Consider the following 21,198-nt stretch of genomic DNA (forward strand, 5'->3'; position numbering starts at 1 on the left):
GTTATTTGTAACGTTATTGTTATTTGTAACGTTATTGTTATTTGTAACGTTATTTACTCCGCCTTTTACAAACTTAACGAAGTCTGCACTTACGTAACCTGTACGGCCGTTATGGTTAATTTTGTACCAACCATTTTCAGCGCCAGTAACGTTTAATACTTTACCATTTGTTACTCCACCGATTACAGCGTTGTATGTAGCTGGGCCTGTACGTACTTTTAAAGCACCAGTGTTAACAACATAAGAACCACCAGTTTGAACTGTTGTAGTATTGTTGTTTGTAGTTGGTTGTTGTGTTTCGTTAGATACAGCAGAACCACCTTTTGTTACGAAGTCTTTGCTTACGTATCCAGTTCCACCATTGAAGTTGATTTTAAACCAATCTTGTACTTCACCTACAACTTGTACTGTTTTACCTTTGTTTACAGAACCTAATACTGTATGAGATGTACTTGGGCCTGTACGTACGTTAAGTGAAGAAACGTTTACTGTGTAAGTACCTGTTCCTTGTTGAACAGTCGTTCCTGTTTTGCCACCAGTCGTTACGAAGTCACCACTTACATAACCTGTTTGACCATTTACGTTTACTTTGAACCAACCATTTTCTTGTCCAACTACTTGTAGCACTTGGCCTGATTTTACTTTAGAAATAACGTTATGTCCTGTACCAGCACCTGAACGAACATTTAATACATCAGCAGTTACTGTGTATTTTAATTCAGAAGTTGTTTCTACAGTTTTTGTTTCAGTTACAGTCGTTTGAGTTTGAGTTTGTCCATTAATTTCTTTTAGCGCTTCATTTGAAACTTGTGCATGAGCAGAATCCATTCCTGGAACTGCAACGCCAGCTACAGAAGCTGCTGCTAAACCTGCAATTACTTTTTTCATAAGTTGTCTTTACTTCCTTTCCCTACTATCCTCTTAAAAAAAACTTAAAACTTTAATACTTTACAATATTATCAAAGTAAAATATTCATCCAGTTCCATTTTTTAGCAAGAGTTTTATTTTTCACACAGAGTTCATTTTAAATGAACAAAGTGAAATCCGTGTGAACTTCATGTGAACTTTATCATTAAACATAGTGTTTTTGCAATGATTTTTTCAAATTTCTTATATATCGCATAAAAATTCGACATTCTATTTAATATTTTAATATAAAATATCCTTTTTCTATCTATTATAAAAAATTCTATTAACCTAATACAAACTCAAGTATGTATTTCCTTATAAAGCTCCTTACATGAAGTATACTTTCATCATGACAAAAATCACTCTATTTATCAATAGTATAATATTTTTAGAAAACTAATTTTCTATTCTATCTACAATTTTGAAATAATTTGACGAATTGTAAGATTTATTTCACAAAAGCCAGTTCTCCTTTAAAGAAAACACACACTATATCAATTGTTCCCTTTTTCCTATAATGGAATTTATAGTATTATATACATATCCTAATAAAATAGCATTTTTGCGAACTGATTAAAGTTTCATTCCCTTATAAAATGAAACTTTAATCAGTAAGGGTTTTATACATCCCCCGCTAATTATTAACCCTCATCACTCGGGCTGCCCATTAATGCGGAGTTTTATTGGAATAAAAAGAGGAGGCATATTTGTGAGAAATATAATAGATGACCCTATACAAAAAAATATAGAGCTATACTATGCTTTTATTCAATTCGTTTCAATGATAACATTACAAAAAGTATCAGCGATTGAAACACGTAGAAATGAATTAAAAAATCAGATGAAAAATACCGGACAAAAAAACCCTTATTACGTATAAAAAAGGTGAACAGGTTATATTCCTGTTCACCTTTTATCAAATTATTTATAAATTTTCACACGGTTTTCTAGCGGTTGGAATTCTTTTTCACCAGCATGTACTACCGGTTTACCAAATGGCATTTGTGCAGTTAGTTTCCAATTTCCCGGAACATCCCACTCTTTTCTCACTTCTTCATCAATTAGCGGATTGTAATGCTGTAACGTAGCACCAAGCCCTTCAATTTCTAAAGCTGTCCAAATTGCAAATTGTAACATTCCTGATGATTGCTGAGACCAAGTTGGGAAATTATCTTTATATAATGCAAAGTTTGCTTGAAGGCCTTCCACTACTTCACTGTCTTCAAAATATAAAACCGTTCCATAACCACTTTTAAATGCATTCATTTTTTCTTCAGTAGGTGCAAAGTTATTTTCAGGTACAATTTTTCTTAACGTTTCTTTCGTAATATCCCATAATTTATCATGTTGTTCTCCTAATAAAACAACAACACGAGCACTTTGAGAATTAAAAGCTGAAGGTGTATGTTTTACAGCATGATAAATCACTTCTTGAATTTTCTCATCAGAAACTACTTGCTCTTTACTAATTGCATAAATAGATCTTCTGTCTTCAATTGCTGAGTAAAAATCTTTTGCCATCATAATTCCCTCCAATTTTCAATTGGGGCTATTTCATATGTATACATCATATTACGCCCCCAAACTTATTATTAATAAGTTCATAACTTTATAATATCACAGCAACAAACAAACTCAAATAATAACACTTATATTTAGAATCTTTTTCCTTATTAAAGTTAAAATAAAAAGACTGTTTATTGTTATCTAAAATTAGTAACAACAAACAGTCTTACTTATGTAGCGATCTAAACTGGTATTTTACTTAATTAACTAATCCAAATGCATACGACATTAACTTATTTGTCTCTGTAAAACGTTTTGTTTTACTTGATGTCCCCATGACCACTGTAATAATTCGATTATCACCTTGCTTTGCAGTCCCAGTAAAACAGTATCCTGCACTATCTGTAAATCCAGTCTTTAGTCCGTCCATTCCTTCTATATATAAACCTTTATTATTTTTGTTTAACATGTCGTTTGTGCTTATAACATTAATATTATTAAATGCTAGCTGACTTTGGCGCAAGTGAGTCACTTCTAATATTTCCGGATAATCTTTTATAAGATGATACGCCAATTGTGCTACATCAGCAGCCGTCATTTTTGTTTCACTTCCATCTGGCTCTTGTAATCCAGAAGCATTTGCAAATTTAGCATGTTCCGACATTTTTAACTGTTTCGCTTTTGCATCCATAAGCTGAACGAAATCTTTCTCCGATTTTGCCATATGTTCTGCTAAAGCCACAGCTGAATTATTAGCTGACTCAATCATTAATGCATGATATAAATCTTTAACAGTTAATGTGTCATTAACTTGTACTGGGATTCTCGCTCCCTCTGTTTGTGCCGCCTTGGCACTCATTTTCACTGGATCTTCCCAGCGAACTTTCCCGTTATGTATACTCTCTAGTAGAAGATACGCTGTCATCATCTTAGACATACTAGCCGGTGCAAAAGCTTCATTTTCATTATATTGATAAATAATATCTCCATCACTCGCATCGATAATCATAGCTGCTTTTGCGTTAATTTCTGGTGGGATGTACTTTGGCGGGACTACTTTTTCAGTAAATCCTGCTTTAGGTAGTTCCGCCACTTGCAAAGGGTGTCCCTCTACATTCGCTACGCTCTTTTGATTTCCTTGGAATAAGAACCAACATATCCCTAAAATAATGACTAATAGGACTGTCATCCTTCCCCATTTTAACCGGTTCATTTCAAAACTCCTTTAGCAAACCTTTTATACACTCACATTTAACCTTAACAACAATTCCTTTATACAGTCAAGGCAAAAAGGTATATTTATTCATATACAGCAATCATTATTTTAATTTGTTTATGTTACACTTATAATGCTGAAATATAAGAATATTCAATAATGAAGTCTCGTACATAAACTATTTAATAGAAGGGATTCATACAAATGCTACTTCCAAAATCATTGCAATACGGAGACACAATTGGGATCTACTCCCCTTCTTCACCAGTAACCTACACTTCTCCAAAAAGATTTGAACGAGCAAAATCTTACTTACAACAGAAAGGGTTTCATATATTAGAAGGTTCATTAACAGGTCGATATGATTTTTATCGTTCTGGTAGTATACAAGAGCGTGCTGAGGAACTAAATGTCTTGATAAGAAATCCTAATGTTTCTTGTATTATGTCAACCATTGGTGGGATGAATTCAAATTCAATATTACCTTATATTGACTATGATGCTTTTCTAAAGAACCCTAAAATAATGATTGGGTATTCAGATGCAACTGCTTTATTACTAGGAATTTACGCCAAAACAGGAATCCCTACATTTTATGGACCAGCTCTCGTCCCTTCCTTTGGCGAATTTGAACCTTTTGTTGATTGCACATACGAATATTTTGCTGAAACTTTACTACATGATCATTCCCTTCCTTATCATATAAAACAACCATTATTTTGGTCAGATGAATTTATTAATTGGGAAGAAAAGACGAAGGAGAAAGAACTTCGTCCAAACGATTGGATTTCAGTAATTGATGGAAAAGCTACTGGGCGTATTATTGGCGGGAATTTAAACACGATACAAGGAATTTGGGGTAGCCCCTATATGCCACATATTCAAGAAGGCGACATTCTCTTTATTGAGGACAGTTCAAAAGATGCAGCTACTATTGAAAGAAGTTTTTCATTCCTTAAAATTAACGGTGTATTCGATAAAATTTCAGGTATCATTCTTGGAAAACATGAGCAATTTGATGATTGTGGTACAAATCGAAAACCTTTTGAAATACTATTAGAAGTACTTCAAAATCAAAGAATTCCTTTTCTAGCTGACTTCGATTGTTGTCATACACATCCAATGATTACTATACCTATCGGTGTTCAAGTAGAGTTGGATGCAACAAATAAAACGATACATATTGTAGAACCTTGGAAAAAATGAATGCATAGCTTCTATTGTTTTACAATAAAAGCCATGATACTATATAATTTGGAATGTGAAAGATTAAACAAAATACGTTCCAATATATATCATTAGACAAATTAGGTATAAATATATATTTATATGCAGAAGAGAGTGAATAAATGAAACCATCTATTAAAAATTATGTATTTTTACATGTAGCTTTTTTGATATATTCTATCATTGTGGTTTACATGAAATGGGCAGCTAAGTTTCCTATTGCTTCAATCTCATTTTTTATTGCTTTTTTCGGACTAATTTTACTTTTATTTGGATATGCGATTTTATGGCAACAAGTAATTAAACATTTCGAAATATCAAAAGCATATTCACATCGCGGGATTATTATATTATGGTCAATGCTTTGGTCCGTAGTTCTATTTGGAGATACGATACAGTGGAACAACTTACTCGGTGCAGCGATTATTATCGTCGGAATTGTGGTGGTGACAAAAGATGAATAGTTATATGTTGTTATTGATCTTTGGAATCGTTTTGGCCAATTACTCACAGATTTTATTAAAAAAGGCTACTTTACAGCAATATGATTCTAGAATAAAAGAATATGTGAATCCTTATGTTATTATCGGCTACTCTTTATTTGTACTTAACGCAGGATTCAATATTATCGCCTTAAAGGGGCTGACAATAAATCAAGTCTCTGCATTAGAGTCATTAAGTTATATCATCATATTAATTTTCGGTTGGTATTTTTTAGGGGAAAAAGTAACAAAAAGAAAAGTAATTGGGAATATTATCATCTTAATGGGTGTTGTTGTGTATTTTATAAAGTAATCTCTTATATAAGAAGCTCCGTTTATAACAAACGGAGCTTCTTACTATTGACCTAAATTTTGCACCTTATCTTTCAAATCTCGAACTTGATCTACCGTCTGCATAAGCTCTGAGTTTTTAAATTGCTCTACATCCACTTTCCCTTCTTCTACCTTTGTCATCGCCGTATCAATTAACGTATTTAACTTTTCGTTATATCCGACGATTTGTTGATGAAGATCCTTTGCTACATCAGGTGGCGTTAATTCATTGAATGCGGGTATATCTTGTTTAATTTCACTAAGCTTCGTTTCTAATTCTTTTCGAGCCTCACTATCATTAACGGCCTTTTCTGCTAATGCTGGTGCATCATTTGCAAATGCACTTATTTCATTTACATAGTCTGTCGCCTTTTGAGCATAATCTATCGAGTTCTTTCCTTCCTCCACTATTGAACATCCCATTAAACCAATTGAAACTATAAATACTAATAAAATTGATTTTATTTTCATTTTAGACTCCCTTCGTCTTTATAATTGTCTGTAGTTTTCTCTATACATAACTTCTAGCTAAATTGTTTATAACCTTTTTCAAATAGCTATTTATCCTCTTACATGCCCTATTATCGTTACAACATCTATTTCTATATGTACGCTTATAATATCTTCAATTATATCCATATATCCTTGTCCTATAGCTGTTCCATAGTGTAATGTAAGCCCCTTCTTTTCATACACTGACTTTGGCACTGAAAAAATAAATCTCCTCAAGTTTCTTTCATCAGCTGGTTCCATAATTAATACAATCCCATCCTCATCAAACATATACGCTCGCCCTCCAACTTTACATTCACTATGGCTCAGTATTGCCTTGGTCAGCAAAATTTAAAACATAATAAGTTAAGATACACTCTGCTCTATCATAAAGTGAAACTTTAATTAGCCCTCACCAGTCGAATCTTTACCGGCAAATAGCGGGATAAAAATAAAAAGCATTCATTCTTTTTTGTTAAGAATGAATGCTTTTTAAAAAATCAATTTCTAACTCTAGCATCTTTTTTTGACGAGGTTTTACTTTCCTTACGGGAACTCCAGCGTAAATATACCAATCATCTAAACTCTCTTTTACCATACTCATCGCGCCGACTGCCGTACCTTCTCCTACAGTTACATTTGGAAAAACAATAGAATTAGCACCAATAATCACATGTTTTTTTAAAATAACTTTTTCTGCTTTCACATCCCTATATTGATTCGGGACGGTTGGCCCCATTAATGTATTTCCACTGAAATCATCAAGTACTGCATATACGATTGTTTTAGCTGAGATGTTTGCAAAATCATGCATTTCAATCCCAACTTCCCCTCCATATAACGCTGTATACGCTGATATGTGCGAATAACTTCCAATTGTGATTTTGCCACTTAAAATGCAAAAATCATCAATTCTTACATGATTACCAATTGATATAGCACCCGGATTATATATACTTGCTTTTTTACTAATCAATACATTTTTCCCAACAGATAAAAACCCAATTTTCTTTAGCTCTTCTTGACTATAAAAACTATTCATCTACCGACACCACCTTCTGCTCTAAACAGATTACAATTTGCTCTACTAGTTCTTTCGTCATTCCTTCCCATAAAGGTAAACTTACGATTCGTTTTGCTATTTTATTCGTTTTTGTTAAATCTGTAGACTTATATTTTCTAAAAAGAACTTGTTGGTGGCAAGATGGTGAAAAGTATAATCTAGCTTCTATTTTCTGTTTTTTCAGCTCTTCTATTACTTGTATGTTGTGAACTTCTTCTGGACAAATGATAGGCATAAATTGGTGAATAACTGCTTCTGTCTTTTGAACTCCCCACCCTTTTTTCATTAACCCAGTACTTTGTAACAACTGTTTATACCATTTAGAAATACGGGTTCGTTCTTTTAATTTTTGATCCCACTTTTTTATAGTCGCAATCCCAATAGCTGCTGCGTATTCAGACATTTTGCAATTAAACCCCATCATCGTGCATTCACGATTTTTATCAAATCCGAAATTCCCCATTCTTTTAATACGTTGTATATCTTCTTCGTTTTTACTATATATGAGCCCTCCTTCACCAATTCCGAAAGGCTTTGTTGCATGAAAGCTATATACGATCATTCCACTAAAATCTTGACCGTAATGCATCCCTCTATTCATTAATCCAAATCCCGGTGCCGCATCTACGACAACCGGAATCCCCTTCTTCTCTAATTCTTCATATTCTTCTAAGTTCATCCATGATCCAAAAGTGGCGTACGGGACAACAATCGCAACCTCTTCTTTTAATTCTTCTATCTTATCCAAAAGTACGGTTTTATCCATATACCAATCATCTATTGAAATATCAATAAAGTAAGGTTCCAATCCACACCAAATAGCGGCTAAGGCAGTCGCAGGGAATGTAAAGCTAGGCATGAGAGCATACTTTCCCTTTCTTCTTTTCTTTAGTTGAATAGCCGCCATTAACCCTAACGTTGCGTTTGCTACTGTTGTAACAGCTCCCCTGTTTTGAAAAAATACCGACATAATTGTTTCCTCAAAACGTTGATTTATAGGTCCATAATTCGTATATATGTGAGATGTATCAATTTCCTTCAATTCGTCCAAATACTCAATTACAGGTACAGTTGAAGCACGTAAAAAAGGAATATTCTCCATATCTATCTATTCCTTCCTATCATTTTCGGACAATATAGAGCATATCCGTTTCAGATAATCCAAATCTCCTAGCACTTTTCATTCCTTGTTTTTCCGCTATGTTATATAATTCCACCTTAAATCCTGCATTCATTAATCGTTGAATAAATCCCGATTGATTATAAATTCTCACATGATCTTCTTGACCAAATGCTAATTTCCTCAATTGTGGTGTTACAATTAATTCATTCTCTACAATAACATCTACATTCATTACGATTGGTACTTGAATAATTCCCCATCCGTTTGGCTTTAACACTCTATATAACTCTCGCATTGCTTTGTCATCATCAGGAACATGTTCTAACACATGGCTACATAATATTACATCAAAAGTATTACTATCATATGTAATCCTTGTAACATCAATTTCTTTCATTAATGGATCCTTTGGTTCTAAGTCACCACATACATACGTAATATTTTTATACTCGTTAAACCAATCTCTTAAATTCGCTTCAGGTGCAATATGAAGCATAGTATAGTTTCTATTTAACAAGTCCGTTTCCGTTTCAATGTACGCACGATACAATCTTTCACGATCCATCGAATTACAAACTGGACATATCCCTGTATCTTTATTCCACATCTCAAATTTATATTTCGGAAAATCATAATGTGCTGGCCAAGGTGAAAATTTTTCAAATTGTTGATTGCAATATTGACAATAACAAGATTCTTTCTCGAACATATGAGCAACTAACCTGTTTAACCCTTTTTTTATCTTTTCATTATAAATTTGATCTAGCTCGCCATTTCTTATTGCATCCTTAACTATAAATCCCGCATTTTCTAAACAATAAGATAAACTCTCTTTATACTCACTTTCAGAACTTAAAAATCCACTATTATATGCATCTATAATTAATTCAATCCACTCTTCAATTGTCATTAAAATAAAATGCATTTGTTTTTGATTTTGTCCACTATGTTGTCTAAAATAACTAAGAGGATCTTGTATATAAACTACTTTTCCTTTCCTCATCATATCTAGCCAAGTTGCAATGTCATTAATAGCAGAATAAGCCTTTCCTTTAAAATATCCAAACTTCCCGTCAAACAAATCCCGATTAAACAAAACAGTTGTCGGCTCACCAACTACATTTTTCAAGTTTTTTAACATATAATTTCCTAATTCTTTTCCTTCAAAAAGTGTAGTTTCTTTCGCGATTTTCATATTTAATGTTGAAGGTGGTAATATCTCTCCATTCTCATCAATCAGTTCACGATATGACGTCACAAATGAAATATTTTCTAAAGTCAAAAAGTATTTCATCATTCTCTCGATCTTTTCATGATGAAATAAATCATCATCTAATAAAAAGTTTATATAGTCCCCATTCGCAAGTTCTACACACTTATTAAAGTTTTCGGCAACTAACGGCGTTTCATTTTTAACATATGTAATACACTCATATTCATGTAAGTACGGTTGAATCATAGCATTGACTTCATTATTTGTACTGTCGTCAGAAATAATAATTTCAATATTTTCATATGTTTGATTCAAAGCGCTGTTAAGTGCTAATTCCAAGTAATAAGGTCTATTGTACGCAGGAATAAGTATACTTACTTTCGGTAAAGCAGAATTATTATTTATATGTTGTTTTTTCTTTTCTATGTTTATTTTCTTCGCTCTAATTTTTTGATAGTAGTCTAATGTATATAATATCGATGATGGAACTATCCTTCTTGCATAATCCAGAAAATTAGTTATCGCTTTGTCTAACTCTTTTTCGTTGGATAAGAAACCATATTTTTCTCCTGCTATAATACTGTGTGAAAAATCTTCTAACCCATCCATCATTTTATTAGATTCGTTTAACTGTTGATCTGGATGTAATCGAAAGTAACTAAGTGTCTCTGCTATATATACTGCTTTTCCTTTACTTAATAAAGATAACCATGAAGCTATATCTACGTTACATAAATACCGCCTCTTATCAAAAATCCCAAACGGTTCTTGTAAATCATTTTTACGAAATAAAACTGTTGTCGGTTCTCCAATATAATTTTTTTGCTCCACAATTACCTTATTTCCTAATTCTGCCCCCTCTATAATCGTATTCTCTTCAAATAAACGGACAGTTGAATAAATATGTCGCAGTTCTTTCCCTTTATCATCAATTACTTGACGATGAGATGTTACAAGCTTAATTTCATCATCTAAATCATTAAAAAAATACTTCATCATTTTTTCAATTTTATTCACATGAAATATATCATCATCCATTAAAAAATTTATATACTCACCGTTCGCTTCATGAAATAACATTAACGCATTTTCAAACTGTCCGAGAGTTGATCTGTTTTTTATATAAATAATATTTGAATGATCACATAAGTATTTTTGTAACATCTTTTCTGTTTCGTCATTCGTGCTGTCATCTCCAACTATAATCTCTATATTAGGGTACGTTTGTTCTAACACACTACATAACGCCTTTTCAAAGTAGCGAGGACGATTATACGTAGGAATTAATACACTTACCAATGGAAGTTGCTCTACCACCTCTTCAGTTCTTTCAATACGCGTTCTCATTTTAACTCTCTCACCTCTTCGCATATTATTTATATACGCGACACAAAAATCACATTACTTTAACTGTATGGAGCCTATATACTTTTATGCAAACATGAAACAAAATATCATACTTTTCGTTCCTGAATAAACATATTTAATAACGCGGACATTTTATTTGCACCTTTTTTATTCATATGATCACTATCATAAAAATCATCATCACAAAATAATGGCGAATCAAATAGATCTATAATTTGAAAAGAATATTGAGTTTGAAAATCATTTATAACTTTATAAAAATCTTCTTTTAATTTCTTACTACTACAATTGAAATAATGTGAAGTAACAGGGAATACAACAATTAATGGCTTTATATCATTTTTTAACAGTAATTCTAAATATTTTTTTAAAATCATTTTATTTTCAACTAAAGTATGAGGATACGCCAATTTAGCATGTGAAGCTGCTCTTATTTTCCCGTGTTCTTCAAAAGGAATGTGAAGAGGAGTGGTATTCCACTCAGCATTTATCCAAGGCAGTATCAATGATTCATCTTTTAGTTCGTCTAATAAAATATATTCAAAATGCAAATTAAAAATAGAAAAAAGTGGTTTCGGAGTATTTAGATGTAAGAATCCATCCGTGGGTAAAGGAGAATAAACTACAGTATGATGACCATCTTGAAACAATGGATAATATACTTTGTGAATTCTATATGATTCAGATGATAACGACATATCAAAGTAAAACGAGAAATAAGCTATTCCTATTAAACAATATTGAAATGAATGAGTGTTTGATAGAAGTTGTGACGCTATTAAATAATCATAGTATAGATCTTGAGATGGAAGTGTTAATTTTATTGACTTTTTTGAGAGGAGCTCCGTACTTATGCCACAATGTGGATAAGACAAACCGGTAGCAAACAATTCATACGTCGGATCACTCTTTGCTTTTTTTATAGAAATGTATAAAGACATAAGATCCGGATTTATTTGATAGATAGAAATTAATTTATCCTTCCATTCATACATGTATTTTGTTAAATTAATAATTTTTGAACTTTGTACGCCCCTATTTATCAAGTCATTTGTAAGTTTTTCTGCGTCCCCTCTCCAAATGACTATATATTGAAAAGAACTTTCTATACGAACAACATTTGAAACGTCTACAACATGAACTATTGTTTTACATTTATTTTTGTCTAACGTATTTCGAATCCTATCCCCTGATAATTCATCACTTAAAACAATGATTTTAAATTGCTCCTTCATGTACATCCCCTCCATTATATGTATAATATGAAATTCATTTTTAATTCGTAACAATCATATACACCTGCAATCTAACAAAAAAATAGCTCCACCATTAGGCGTAGCTATTTTTACAATTATTGCTTATTCAAATCATATTCCTTTATCTAACTCATAAAGTTTACGATACTTTTCATTTTCTTTCAGAAGTTGTTTATGGCTACCTTGCATGACAATTTGGCCACGATCAAGGAATATAACTTCGTCTACATGTTCTATTCCTACAAGATGGTGCGTAATCCAAATAACCGTCTTTTCTTCCGTTGCAGAAAACATTGTTTCAATTAAAGACAATTCTGTTTTTGGATCTAAACCGATAGTCGGTTCATCAAGTACAATAATTGGTGTTTCTTGCATAAGAGTTCTAGCAAAAGCAACCCTTTGTCTTTCCCCACCAGAAAACCGTTTTCCCATTTCATGCATTTTCGTTTGTAATCCGGCTGGAAGAGAAGTAATATGTGAAGCTAATTGTGCCTTCTCTAAAGCTTTCCATATCTCTTCATCCGTCGCCTCTGGTTTGCCGATTCTCACATTATTTCCAATTGTCGTATCAAACAAATGCGGCTTTTGATTTAATACAGAAATATATTTAGATAAAAGATTCGTATGAGCTCGTTTACCATTCAATACAACTTTGCCATTTACTGGGCTTAACGCACCTGTTAATAATTTTAGTAAAGTAGATTTCCCTGTCCCACTCCTGCCTAAAATAGCAATTTTCTTCCCTGCTTTTATTTGTAATGATACGTCTTTTAATACAATCTCGTTACTATCTGGATAACTATACGATACGTGATTCAGTTCAATATCTACATATTTTGGTTCAATGTAATCTTTCTCCTCCTGCAAATCCATTTCATCATGTAAAACACTATCACTTTCTACGCGATTAAGACGATGAGTAGATTCTACATACGACGGGATTCGATCGATGGCATCTGCAATAGGAATAAGCGCGTTCGTTACAGATAAAGTCATTAATACGAAAGCTGCGATTACGGTTGGAGCAATTTGTTCGCTTGCCGCTTCATTCCCAGTCCATATAATCATCGAAATAACTACAATACCTACTACTAATTGAATGATACTGTCCCGAATATGATACCAGCGTTTCACTCTCTTTTCTATTTTTAACAACTGATCATTTTGTTTTACATACTCATTAATAAATTCATCTTTACGACCACTCGCCTGCCAATCAGATAATCCAAAAACAGCATCTGTCAGTTGTTGATACAAACGGCTTCTACCTTGCTTCAAAGTAACATGGTGTTTCTTCATTAAAAGTAATGATACAAACGGAAGAAGAAACACGATAATAGCTAACATACAACCTACAATAAGTGCAAACACAAGGTCAAATGCACCGATAACAAGTACGAAGATACTATAAACAACTAGCGCTAATATGCTAGGGAATATTGTACGTAAATATAGGTTTTGCAAATGCTCTATATCTTCGGATAACACTCCTAACATATCACCCGTTTGAAATCGAGAACGAAAAAATAACGCCTGTGGTTCTACTATTCTATATAGTTTCGTTCTCATTTTTTCTAATATACGTAGTACGACATCATGTCCGACTAAACGCTCTATATAATGAAACACAGCTTGCCCTATACTAAACGCTCTTGTTGCAACAATAGGAACATATACAGCCATTACATTTTCTGGTCTAAGGGCAGATTTTGAGATCAAATAACCTGAAATAAAAAGTAACATCGCTCCTGAACTAACTCCAAGAAGACCAAGGAAAATAGTTAAAGTCATTCTACCTTTATTTTGTTTTATATAAGGTTTAACCCAGTTGCTCATTTCTCTCCCCTCTCTTCCCTATGAAAATGTAATGTCTCATTCTCTAAAAGTTCTTCATACGTCCCACTTTCTTTCATTTCCCCTTTATTTAAAATAATGATATGGTCCATTTGTTTCATCCAATGTAGACGGTGGGTTGCTAAAAATACTAATTTTCCATTAAATAGACGTAACATCGCTTGCTTTATTTCAAATTCGGTTTCAATATCAAGATGTGCCGTAGGCTCATCTAATAAAATGATTGGTTTTTTACTTAAAAGTGCACGCGCCATAGCAACACGCTGTTCTTGTCCGCCACTTAGCATACGTCCACCTTCTCCAATTCTTTCGTGCATCCCATTTGGAAGTGATGTAACGAGTGAACGAAGGCCGACTTCATTAATAACTCTTTCAACTTCTTCATCTGTTGCATTTGTTTCATAAAAACGAATGTTATCCTTTAATGAAAGCGGAAAAATATAAGGTTGCTGCGGAATATAAGCAATATTTTTTTGCCAATCTTCACGAGTAGATCCATCAACTTCTAGACCATTTACTAACATCTTTCCACTCGAAGGAGATAAAAAACCTGCTAATACGTCGATTAACGACGATTTCCCTGCACCACTTTCACCAATAACACCAATAGCACCGTTACCTTCCCAAGTAAAATTAATTCCTTCTAATATAGCCTTTTCAGATTCAGTATTATTTACTTTGATATCTTGTAAATTCAAGCTACTAGAGGCATTCCATACTATATCTTCATTTAAATCTTTCTTTTGTATTCCTTTTTGTTGTTGCAAAATCTCTTCTATTTGCTCCATCGCAATTTGTCCATCTAATGTCGCATGATAATTTGCTCCCACTTGTTTAATCGGCAGAAAATATTCCGGAGCTAAAATCAAAATTGTAAGGGCTGGTAATAGTATAATCGTTCCATCTATTAAACGTATCCCTAATCCAACCGCCACAAACGCGATTGATAAACTCGTAAAGAAATCTAATGCAAAAGAAGAAAGAAAAGCAACTCGCAAAGTACGCATCGTTGCTTTTCTATATCTTTTACTTACTTTTTCAATCTTTCCTTCGTGCTGTTCACTTTTCCCTAAATACTTTAATGTTTCTAAACCTTTTAACGTATCTACAAAATGGTTCGAAAGTACACGATATATCTCATACTGACTATCTGCCATTTTTTGCGCTGCTAATCCGAGAAGAATCATAAATATGATCACGATAGGAATCGTTACAACTAAAATGATTCCAGACTCAATATCTAGCGTAAAAACATATAGTACAATTAGACCTGGAACGATACTACTTCTAATCATTTTAGGAATCGTTAATTCAATATATGTTTTAAATTTCTCAATCCCCTCAATTGATAAGGTAACCAGATGACCAGTTCCAACAGTTTGAACATACCTTGGACCTAATGTGAAATATGCCTCTATCAATTGTTTTCTTAGTAACGATCCTGTTTTTTCGGCAAAACGTTCCACTAATATTTGTGATGTTCGAACTACTATGTTACGCGCTGCAAACGCGATACCAAAATAAACAACTTCACTTAATATTGTTTGTACTGTCTCTCCATGAAATAAAAACGTAATAGCTCGTGCTAAAAAGATTGTTTGCGCAATAATACTAAAAGCTTCTAAAATACTAATAATCGTTAACGCTACATATAAAATACGGCTACCGGGATAAGACGGAAGTCCTCTTTTTCTTTTCATTAGTACTCCAAATCGTTGTCTGACTTAACAGGTTGTCTAAATACATAATAACTCCATATTTGACTTCCGATAACGAAAGGCAAAATAGCAATCGCAAAGTAAGTCATAAGTTTTAATGCATAAGCTCCTGATGCTGCGTTGTAAATTGTCAAATCATTCATTGCTCCTAAAGAGCTAATCATAACACGTGGGAACATACCGATAAATACACTCGCACTTAGTAAAATGATTGTTAAACTCGTCATAAAGAAAGCCCAACCATCTCTTCTTCTTTTATTTAATAAAGTGGACACTAATAGTGCTACAAAAGCTCCGATTGGTACCATAATCCATTCTGTTCCATGGGCAGTGAAAATGTCGGTTTTCCATAACCCCACACCAGCAAAAACAAGAAGTGTAATTAATGAAAATGGTGCAATTTTTATTGCAGCAATTCGTGCACGTTCTCTCAATTTACCAGTTGTACGTATCGTAAGAAATTGTAATCCGTGAACAATACATAGTAGGAGAAACATTACTCCTCCAAGTAACGCAAATGGATGAAGTAATTGCAGGAATCCACCTACAACGTTTTTACTCTCATCAATAGGTACACCTACCATAAAGTTTGCAATCGCAACTCCCCAAAGGATAGGAGGTAACATACTTCCAATAAACATCCCCCAATCCCACGCACTCTTCCATTTATGATTATCTATTTTCGCACGAAATTTAAAGGAAACACCTCTTAAAATTAAAGCAAGAAGCATAAATACAAACGGAATATAAAAACCACTAAATAAAGTTGCATACCAGTGCGGAAATGCCGCAAACATGGCTCCACCAGCACAAACAAGCCATACTTCATTCGCGTGCCAGAACGGCCCTATTGTATTTAAGTAAACTCGTTTTTCAAAATCATTCTTTCCTAAAAACCTCGAAACCATTCCTATCCCAAAGTCGAAACCTTCCAGTACGAAGAATCCAACAAATAAGATTGCAATAACTAAAAACCATAACTCATTAAGAGATAACATACTCTTCCTCCTTATCAAATGGATCATGGCTTTGATAATCCTTTTTCGTTTTCTTATTCGTGTGACCCTTAATGGTACGAACAAATAAGTACACACAAATTCCACCCATAATTAAATACATTGATGTGAATGAAATAAGTGAGAATAATACTTCACCGAATGTTACATTTGGTGATACAGCATCTTCTGTTTTCATTACACCAAATACAACCCAAGGTTGACGACCCATTTCAGTCATAATCCACCCTACTGTATTACCGATGAATGGAAGAGAAATTGCATACACCATTAATTTTAAATACCACGTTTTTTCAGCTAAACGATCTTTTCTTGATAAGAAACATCCGTAAGCTCCTAAAAGAAGCATGAATGTTCCACTCATTACCATCGCTCTAAAACTCCAAAACATTGTATGCACTGGAGGAATATAATCTCCAGGTCCATATTTTTCTTCATATTGTTTTTGAATTTGATTCATCCCTTCAACTTGACCGCTAAACTTATCATACGATAATAGACTTAGCATATAAGGGATTTGAATTTCAAACGAATTTTCTTTCTTCTCTGTATCAATTTTCGAAAATACTGTAAATGGCGCTGGATCCTCACTTGTATTCCATAGCGCTTCAGCTGCCGCCATCTTCATTGGATGTGTCTTAATTAATTGTTGCGCTTGTGCATGACCGAAGAATAATACAAGCGCCGTTGTAATTGTTCCAACAATGATAGAAATTCGGAAAGATTTTTTAAATACTACAGTTTCTTGTCCTTTTGTAATTTTCCATGCACTTACACCCGCAATAAAGAATGCACCTGTTGCAATTGCTGCTGTAATTGTATGCGGGAATTGCACCCATAGTTGTGGGTTTTGAATAATGGCTAAGAAATCATTCATTTGTGCACGACCATCAGCTGCCATTTCATACCCGACAGGTGACTGCATAAATGCACTTGCAGTTAAAATCCAGAATGCTGATAACATCGTTCCAATTGAAAGGAGCCAAATACACATTAAGTGAATTCGCTTCGGTAATTTATCCTCACCGAATACCCATAAACCTAGGAATGTAGACTCAATGAAAAATGCCAGTAATCCTTCAATTGCAAGTGAGGGACCAAATACATCACCTACAAAACGTGAATACGTTGACCAGTTCATACCAAACTGAAATTCTTGTAAAATACCTGTTACTACACCTACTGCAAAGTTAATAAGGAATAATTGCGTCCAAAACTTTGCCATCTTCTTATATACTTCTTGCCCTTTTACCACATACAACGTTTGCATTATCGCAATAATAAAAGCTAAACCAATTGACAGCGGAACAAAAAAGTAATGGAAAATCGTTGTTGATGCGAACTGTATTCGTGCCAATTCGAGCGTTTCCATACTAAAATCACTTCCTTCATAGTTTTTATAATAAAAGTTAATTGAGCAATTTTATCAAACTCAATTATTAAGAAATACGAAAAGACAAAAACATTTTGTATGTATTGTCGAAAAATATGAAGTTTCAGTTTTTCAAACTATTGCAATGCTAATTTTTACCTTTTCACTATTTCTGTAGTGTTTTATTCGTTAATCGAATTGTATAATATACCTGCATAGTAAATTCAGGTTATTTTTGACGTATTATTGACATCATTTTGTCTGAAATATGTCTTTTGTCATTTTTTTGAATCAGATTTTCCTCATTAGCAAAATGTATTTTTTCAATATACGGCTTACTTTTATATCTATAAAACAATCGTTTTTTTCTTCATACACTTGACTTTCACCCGAAAAAATGTCCTCACAACCACCCTCGATAAATGCTTATTTTTTGTCAAGAGAAAAATGTATTTCCAAAATTCAAACTCGAAATAATGTTATTCAAAAATAGAAAATAGCTTCCCTCTTCCTCGACTAAAAGTTCATTCTTTTGTCATTTTTCCATAACAAATAAAAAATCTGAGAGTCAATTAGACTCTCAGATTTTTTATTTGTTTTGCTGTATGTTTTCTAACGGCTGGTAAAATTTCAGTAGCAATTAATTCAATATTTTTCTCAATTTTATCAAATGGTACACCGCCAAAATCAATTTGTGCCATAAAGCGTTGTTGGCCAAACAATTCATATTGGTAAAGCATTTTCTCAATGATTTGTTGTGGGCTACCAACCATTAAAGCATCACGGTAATCTATTGCATTTGTAAATTGCTGTTTCGGATACCCATCACCGCGCAGTGTAAGCATACCAGCATTAATGTGAGGGTAATATTCACTAAGTGCATCTTGTGAATTTTTTGCCGTATAAAATAAACTTGTTGTCGCAACTGGTAAACTAGCTGGATCAAATCCACTTTGCACAGCAGCCTCGCGGTAAGCATCTACTGACACTTTAAAGTTAATTGCTGAACCACCAAGTGTTGTTATCATCATTGGCACACCTGCACGTCCTGCCTTAATTGCACTAGCTGGCGGGCCACCAACTGCACGCCAAATTGGTAAGTTATTATTCTTCGCTCTCGGAATAACCGATGCATGTGCAAGCGGCGCTCTGAACTGTCCGTTCCATGTTACATGTTCCTCTTTATTAATTTTCAATAAAAGATCCATCTTCTCTTCAAATAACTCTTCATAATCATTCACGTCATAACCAAGTAAACTATATCCCCCAATACGAGACCCACGACCAGCCACGATTTCTGCACGTCCATTAGAAATCAAGTCAATTGTAGCAAAGTCCTCATATACTCGAACCGGATCAGATGTGCTTACTATCGTTGCTGAACTTGCAATTTTTATATTTTTCGTAGCTTGTGCAATAGCTCCTAAAATAACTGTATGAGCTTGCGTTGTAAAATGTGTTTGATGACTTTCGCCGACAGCAAATACATCAAGCCCTGCCTCATCTGCTAACTTAGCTGTTTCAATTAGTTCGTGAATTCTTTTTTCTGGCGTAATTTTCTCCCCATTATGTGGATTTAAAACATGATCGCCAATTGAATATAACCCAAACTCAATTCCTTTTCTTGTATCTATACGGTATTTTTCCATAGTTACTCTCCCCTTTAATAATGTAGTATTAGTTTTTCTTCTAAAAACGTTGGTAAGTCAAGTATATCTCCGTATTACCTATCTCATCACTTGATTAGTCAATTGGTGATGTAAAAAAAATTACTCTTGCGGTAATTCTTTTTTTTCACTATGCTTATGAACTTTCGTCATCAGCTCGTATAATATTTTCTGCTCTTCTTCATTTAATACATCATCAAAAAACGAAGATTGAAATGCAAGTTGCTCTGGCAATGCTCTCTCTAAAGCTGCTTCTCCTTGCTCTGTAAGACTAATTGTTTTCGTTTTCCAATCTTGTTTTCGTACAATATATCCTTCTTTTTCAAGACGAGTTAACATTCGAGAAATGCCACCTTGTGTAACAGTTACCTTTTCAGCTAACTCCATTTGTGTTAGTGGTTGATACGTACGTATTTGCAAAAGCACATCAAATTGAGCTGTCGTTAAATCAAAACGTTTTAAAAACTCATTTGACATTTGATTACTTTGGTTCGTAAATCGTATTAAACGTAACCATATTAATGATCCTATCGTATTATCACGCATGTTTTGTCACTTCCTAGCGTTAATTTTACCATCACTTTACTACGCAATTGATAAAAAAGCAAGAGAAAAAGTGAAAAATATTTCATTAGAGTATTGCATAAATAACGATAAGAAAGAATTCATATTTAATGAATTCTTTCTTATCGTTATTCTTAACTTTCCATTTCATTCATTGCTATATTTAAAGCTGTTACTGCTTTGGGCCAGCCAACATAAAAAGCCATATGCGTTATTAATGCAATCATTTCATTTTCTGCAATTCCATTTTGTTTGGCCAACTGCAAATGAAATAGTAATTGTTCTGTATGACCAAGACTGATTAATGCCGACACTGTACATAAACTTCTTTCTCTTAATGTTAAAGTATCATCCCGCCACACTTCCTCAAACAATATCTCTTCACTATAATGAGCAAATGCAGGTGCCTTTTCTCTCATTTTCTCTTGAATACAATATTCAATTGATTCATTCATCATTTCACTCACCCTTCACTTTTACCAATTGTGCCAATCCTTGACCAAATGACCAATTTTCAGCAGATGTCTCATTTAGCGTAATAAAAATATCTGCACTTTTTATCCCCGAGCATTTAGAAACCTTCAAGGATATCGACTGATATAAATTCCTTTTTTGTTTTATCGTTCTTTCCGGTCCACATGTAATAGAAACATAAATCATATTCTCCGTTCTCTTTTCTCCTCTTTCTAATAAATAATATGGATTATATAAAAAGTGATTTTGTTGATAAGGTAAAAACATTTGAAAAAAATCATTTTCAGGGATGTTAAAATGTTCAATTAATGACAGATGAATACATTCACCTATCTTTTTCAACT

At 33.4% G+C, this 21,198-nt stretch carries 21 protein-coding genes; 4 read left to right on the forward strand and 17 right to left on the reverse strand.

All coding sequences use genetic code 11. The annotated features are described in order from the left end of the window. On the reverse strand, positions 1-888 hold an 888-nt coding region (locus MR167_RS23925), incomplete at its 3' end, for an SH3 domain-containing protein (protein ID WP_242315643.1). A gap of 731 nt (positions 889-1,619) precedes the next feature. Here MR167_RS23925 and MR167_RS23930 point away from each other — a divergent pair. Next, on the forward strand, positions 1,620-1,790 hold the full coding sequence (locus tag MR167_RS23930) for a DNA mismatch repair protein MutT (protein WP_242315645.1): 171 nt from the start codon (positions 1,620-1,622) through the stop codon (positions 1,788-1,790). Positions 1,791-1,831: 41 nt separating this feature from the next. Here MR167_RS23930 and MR167_RS23935 read toward each other — a convergent pair whose 3' ends face one another. Together MR167_RS23935 and MR167_RS23940 are read right to left on the reverse strand one after the other, a co-directional pair. Continuing rightward, complete coding sequence (locus tag MR167_RS23935; protein WP_242315646.1) at positions 1,832-2,434, reverse strand: nitroreductase family protein; 603 nt, start codon at positions 2,432-2,434, stop codon at positions 1,832-1,834. 241 nt (positions 2,435-2,675) lie between these two features. Then, the gene (locus MR167_RS23940) at positions 2,676-3,629 is read right to left on the reverse strand and encodes a D-alanyl-D-alanine carboxypeptidase family protein (protein ID WP_242315647.1); all 954 of its coding nucleotides are present in this window, start codon (positions 3,627-3,629) and stop codon (positions 2,676-2,678) included. 207 nt (positions 3,630-3,836) lie between these two features. Here MR167_RS23940 and MR167_RS23945 point away from each other — a divergent pair, with 207 nt between their 5' ends. From MR167_RS23945 to MR167_RS23955, 3 genes are all read left to right on the forward strand, one after another. After that, positions 3,837-4,838, forward strand: coding sequence for a S66 family peptidase (locus MR167_RS23945; protein ID WP_242315648.1), 1,002 nt, complete (start codon positions 3,837-3,839; stop codon positions 4,836-4,838). 143 nt (positions 4,839-4,981) lie between these two features. Then, positions 4,982-5,323 carry an EamA family transporter gene (locus tag MR167_RS23950; RefSeq protein WP_242315649.1) on the forward strand — a complete coding sequence of 114 codons (342 nt, stop codon included), beginning with the start codon at positions 4,982-4,984 and terminating at the stop codon, positions 5,321-5,323. Next, positions 5,316-5,654: an EamA family transporter gene (locus MR167_RS23955; RefSeq protein ID WP_242315650.1), complete on the forward strand. Its 339-nt coding sequence runs from the start codon at positions 5,316-5,318 to the stop codon at positions 5,652-5,654. The genes MR167_RS23950 and MR167_RS23955 overlap by 8 nt, the downstream gene beginning before the upstream one ends. 44 nt (positions 5,655-5,698) lie before the next feature. Here the strand turns inward: MR167_RS23955 and MR167_RS23960 are convergent, their stop codons facing one another. The 14 genes from MR167_RS23960 to MR167_RS24025 all read right to left on the reverse strand — a co-directional run bounded on the left by MR167_RS23960 (position 5,699) and on the right by MR167_RS24025 (position 21,196). Next, complete coding sequence (locus MR167_RS23960) at positions 5,699-6,145, reverse strand: DUF6376 family protein (RefSeq protein ID WP_151525560.1); 447 nt, start codon at positions 6,143-6,145, stop codon at positions 5,699-5,701. A 90-nt stretch (positions 6,146-6,235) separates the two neighbouring features. Continuing rightward, positions 6,236-6,457 (reverse strand): hypothetical protein, encoded by a 222-nt coding sequence (locus tag MR167_RS23965; RefSeq protein WP_000459099.1) that lies wholly within the window; start codon positions 6,455-6,457, stop codon positions 6,236-6,238. A 184-nt stretch (positions 6,458-6,641) separates the two neighbouring features. After that, a complete protein-coding gene (locus tag MR167_RS23970; RefSeq protein ID WP_001084172.1) occupies positions 6,642-7,208 on the reverse strand; it encodes an acyltransferase in 567 nt (188 codons plus the stop codon). Continuing rightward, positions 7,201-8,331, reverse strand: coding sequence for an aminotransferase class I/II-fold pyridoxal phosphate-dependent enzyme (locus MR167_RS23975; protein WP_086397420.1), 1,131 nt, complete (start codon positions 8,329-8,331; stop codon positions 7,201-7,203). Before MR167_RS23975 ends, MR167_RS23970 begins: the two co-directional genes overlap by 8 nt. A gap of 19 nt (positions 8,332-8,350) precedes the next feature. Continuing rightward, the gene (locus MR167_RS23980) at positions 8,351-10,912 is read right to left on the reverse strand and encodes a glycosyltransferase (protein ID WP_242315651.1); all 2,562 of its coding nucleotides are present in this window, start codon (positions 10,910-10,912) and stop codon (positions 8,351-8,353) included. A gap of 107 nt (positions 10,913-11,019) precedes the next feature. Further along, complete coding sequence (locus tag MR167_RS23985) at positions 11,020-12,168, reverse strand: hypothetical protein (RefSeq protein WP_242315652.1); 1,149 nt, start codon at positions 12,166-12,168, stop codon at positions 11,020-11,022. Between the two features lie 132 nt (positions 12,169-12,300). Next, positions 12,301-14,025, reverse strand: coding sequence for a thiol reductant ABC exporter subunit CydC (gene cydC, locus MR167_RS23990; RefSeq protein WP_242315653.1), 1,725 nt, complete (start codon positions 14,023-14,025; stop codon positions 12,301-12,303). Then, positions 14,022-15,743, reverse strand: a complete 1,722-nt coding sequence (gene cydD / locus MR167_RS23995) for a thiol reductant ABC exporter subunit CydD (protein WP_242315655.1) — start codon at positions 15,741-15,743, stop codon at positions 14,022-14,024. Before cydD ends, cydC begins: the two co-directional genes overlap by 4 nt. Beyond that, positions 15,743-16,759, reverse strand: a complete 1,017-nt coding sequence (cydB, locus tag MR167_RS24000) for a cytochrome d ubiquinol oxidase subunit II (protein WP_242315657.1) — start codon at positions 16,757-16,759, stop codon at positions 15,743-15,745. The genes cydD and cydB overlap by 1 nt, the downstream gene beginning before the upstream one ends. Continuing rightward, positions 16,746-18,149: a cytochrome ubiquinol oxidase subunit I gene (gene cydA / locus MR167_RS24005; protein WP_242315659.1), complete on the reverse strand. Its 1,404-nt coding sequence runs from the start codon at positions 18,147-18,149 to the stop codon at positions 16,746-16,748. The genes cydB and cydA overlap by 14 nt, the downstream gene beginning before the upstream one ends. 572 nt (positions 18,150-18,721) lie before the next feature. Next, positions 18,722-19,798, reverse strand: a complete 1,077-nt coding sequence (locus MR167_RS24010) for an LLM class flavin-dependent oxidoreductase (protein WP_242315661.1) — start codon at positions 19,796-19,798, stop codon at positions 18,722-18,724. 120 nt (positions 19,799-19,918) lie between these two features. Next, the gene (locus tag MR167_RS24015; protein WP_001205523.1) at positions 19,919-20,362 is read right to left on the reverse strand and encodes a MarR family winged helix-turn-helix transcriptional regulator; all 444 of its coding nucleotides are present in this window, start codon (positions 20,360-20,362) and stop codon (positions 19,919-19,921) included. 152 nt (positions 20,363-20,514) lie between these two features. Continuing rightward, a complete protein-coding gene (locus tag MR167_RS24020; protein ID WP_000980842.1) occupies positions 20,515-20,838 on the reverse strand; it encodes a carboxymuconolactone decarboxylase family protein in 324 nt (107 codons plus the stop codon). Between the two features lies 1 nt (position 20,839). Continuing rightward, on the reverse strand, positions 20,840-21,196 hold the full coding sequence (locus tag MR167_RS24025; protein WP_242315663.1) for a tautomerase family protein: 357 nt from the start codon (positions 21,194-21,196) through the stop codon (positions 20,840-20,842). Positions 21,197-21,198 lie beyond the last annotated feature (2 nt).

This window comes from Bacillus cereus group sp. BfR-BA-01355 (assembly GCF_022663675.1).
GTDB lineage: Bacteria > Bacillota > Bacilli > Bacillales > Bacillaceae_G > Bacillus_A > Bacillus_A thuringiensis_S.

Excerpts from the sequence above, each read along its gene's own strand:
- MR167_RS23935 (WP_242315646.1), bottom strand. The coding sequence starts at position 2,434 with ATGATGGCAAAAGATTTTTACTCAGCAATTGAAGACAGAAGATCTATT.
- MR167_RS23940 (WP_242315647.1), bottom strand. The coding sequence starts at position 3,629 with ATGAACCGGTTAAAATGGGGAAGGATGACAGTCCTATTAGTCATTATT.
- MR167_RS23945 (WP_242315648.1), top strand. The coding sequence starts at position 3,837 with ATGCTACTTCCAAAATCATTGCAATACGGAGACACAATTGGGATCTAC.
- MR167_RS23950 (WP_242315649.1), top strand. The coding sequence starts at position 4,982 with ATGAAACCATCTATTAAAAATTATGTATTTTTACATGTAGCTTTTTTG.
- MR167_RS23955 (WP_242315650.1), top strand. The coding sequence starts at position 5,316 with ATGAATAGTTATATGTTGTTATTGATCTTTGGAATCGTTTTGGCCAAT.
- MR167_RS23960 (WP_151525560.1), bottom strand. The coding sequence starts at position 6,145 with ATGAAAATAAAATCAATTTTATTAGTATTTATAGTTTCAATTGGTTTA.
- MR167_RS23965 (WP_000459099.1), bottom strand. The coding sequence starts at position 6,457 with ATGTTTGATGAGGATGGGATTGTATTAATTATGGAACCAGCTGATGAA.
- MR167_RS23970 (WP_001084172.1), bottom strand. The coding sequence starts at position 7,208 with ATGAATAGTTTTTATAGTCAAGAAGAGCTAAAGAAAATTGGGTTTTTA.
- MR167_RS23975 (WP_086397420.1), bottom strand. The coding sequence starts at position 8,331 with ATGGAGAATATTCCTTTTTTACGTGCTTCAACTGTACCTGTAATTGAG.
- MR167_RS23980 (WP_242315651.1), bottom strand. The coding sequence starts at position 10,912 with ATGAGAACGCGTATTGAAAGAACTGAAGAGGTGGTAGAGCAACTTCCA.
- MR167_RS23985 (WP_242315652.1), bottom strand. The coding sequence starts at position 12,168 with ATGAAGGAGCAATTTAAAATCATTGTTTTAAGTGATGAATTATCAGGG.
- cydC (WP_242315653.1), bottom strand. The coding sequence starts at position 14,025 with ATGAGCAACTGGGTTAAACCTTATATAAAACAAAATAAAGGTAGAATG.
- cydD (WP_242315655.1), bottom strand. The coding sequence starts at position 15,743 with ATGAAAAGAAAAAGAGGACTTCCGTCTTATCCCGGTAGCCGTATTTTA.
- cydB (WP_242315657.1), bottom strand. The coding sequence starts at position 16,759 with ATGTTATCTCTTAATGAGTTATGGTTTTTAGTTATTGCAATCTTATTT.
- cydA (WP_242315659.1), bottom strand. The coding sequence starts at position 18,149 with ATGGAAACGCTCGAATTGGCACGAATACAGTTCGCATCAACAACGATT.
- MR167_RS24010 (WP_242315661.1), bottom strand. The coding sequence starts at position 19,798 with ATGGAAAAATACCGTATAGATACAAGAAAAGGAATTGAGTTTGGGTTA.
- MR167_RS24015 (WP_001205523.1), bottom strand. The coding sequence starts at position 20,362 with ATGCGTGATAATACGATAGGATCATTAATATGGTTACGTTTAATACGA.
- MR167_RS24020 (WP_000980842.1), bottom strand. The coding sequence starts at position 20,838 with ATGATGAATGAATCAATTGAATATTGTATTCAAGAGAAAATGAGAGAA.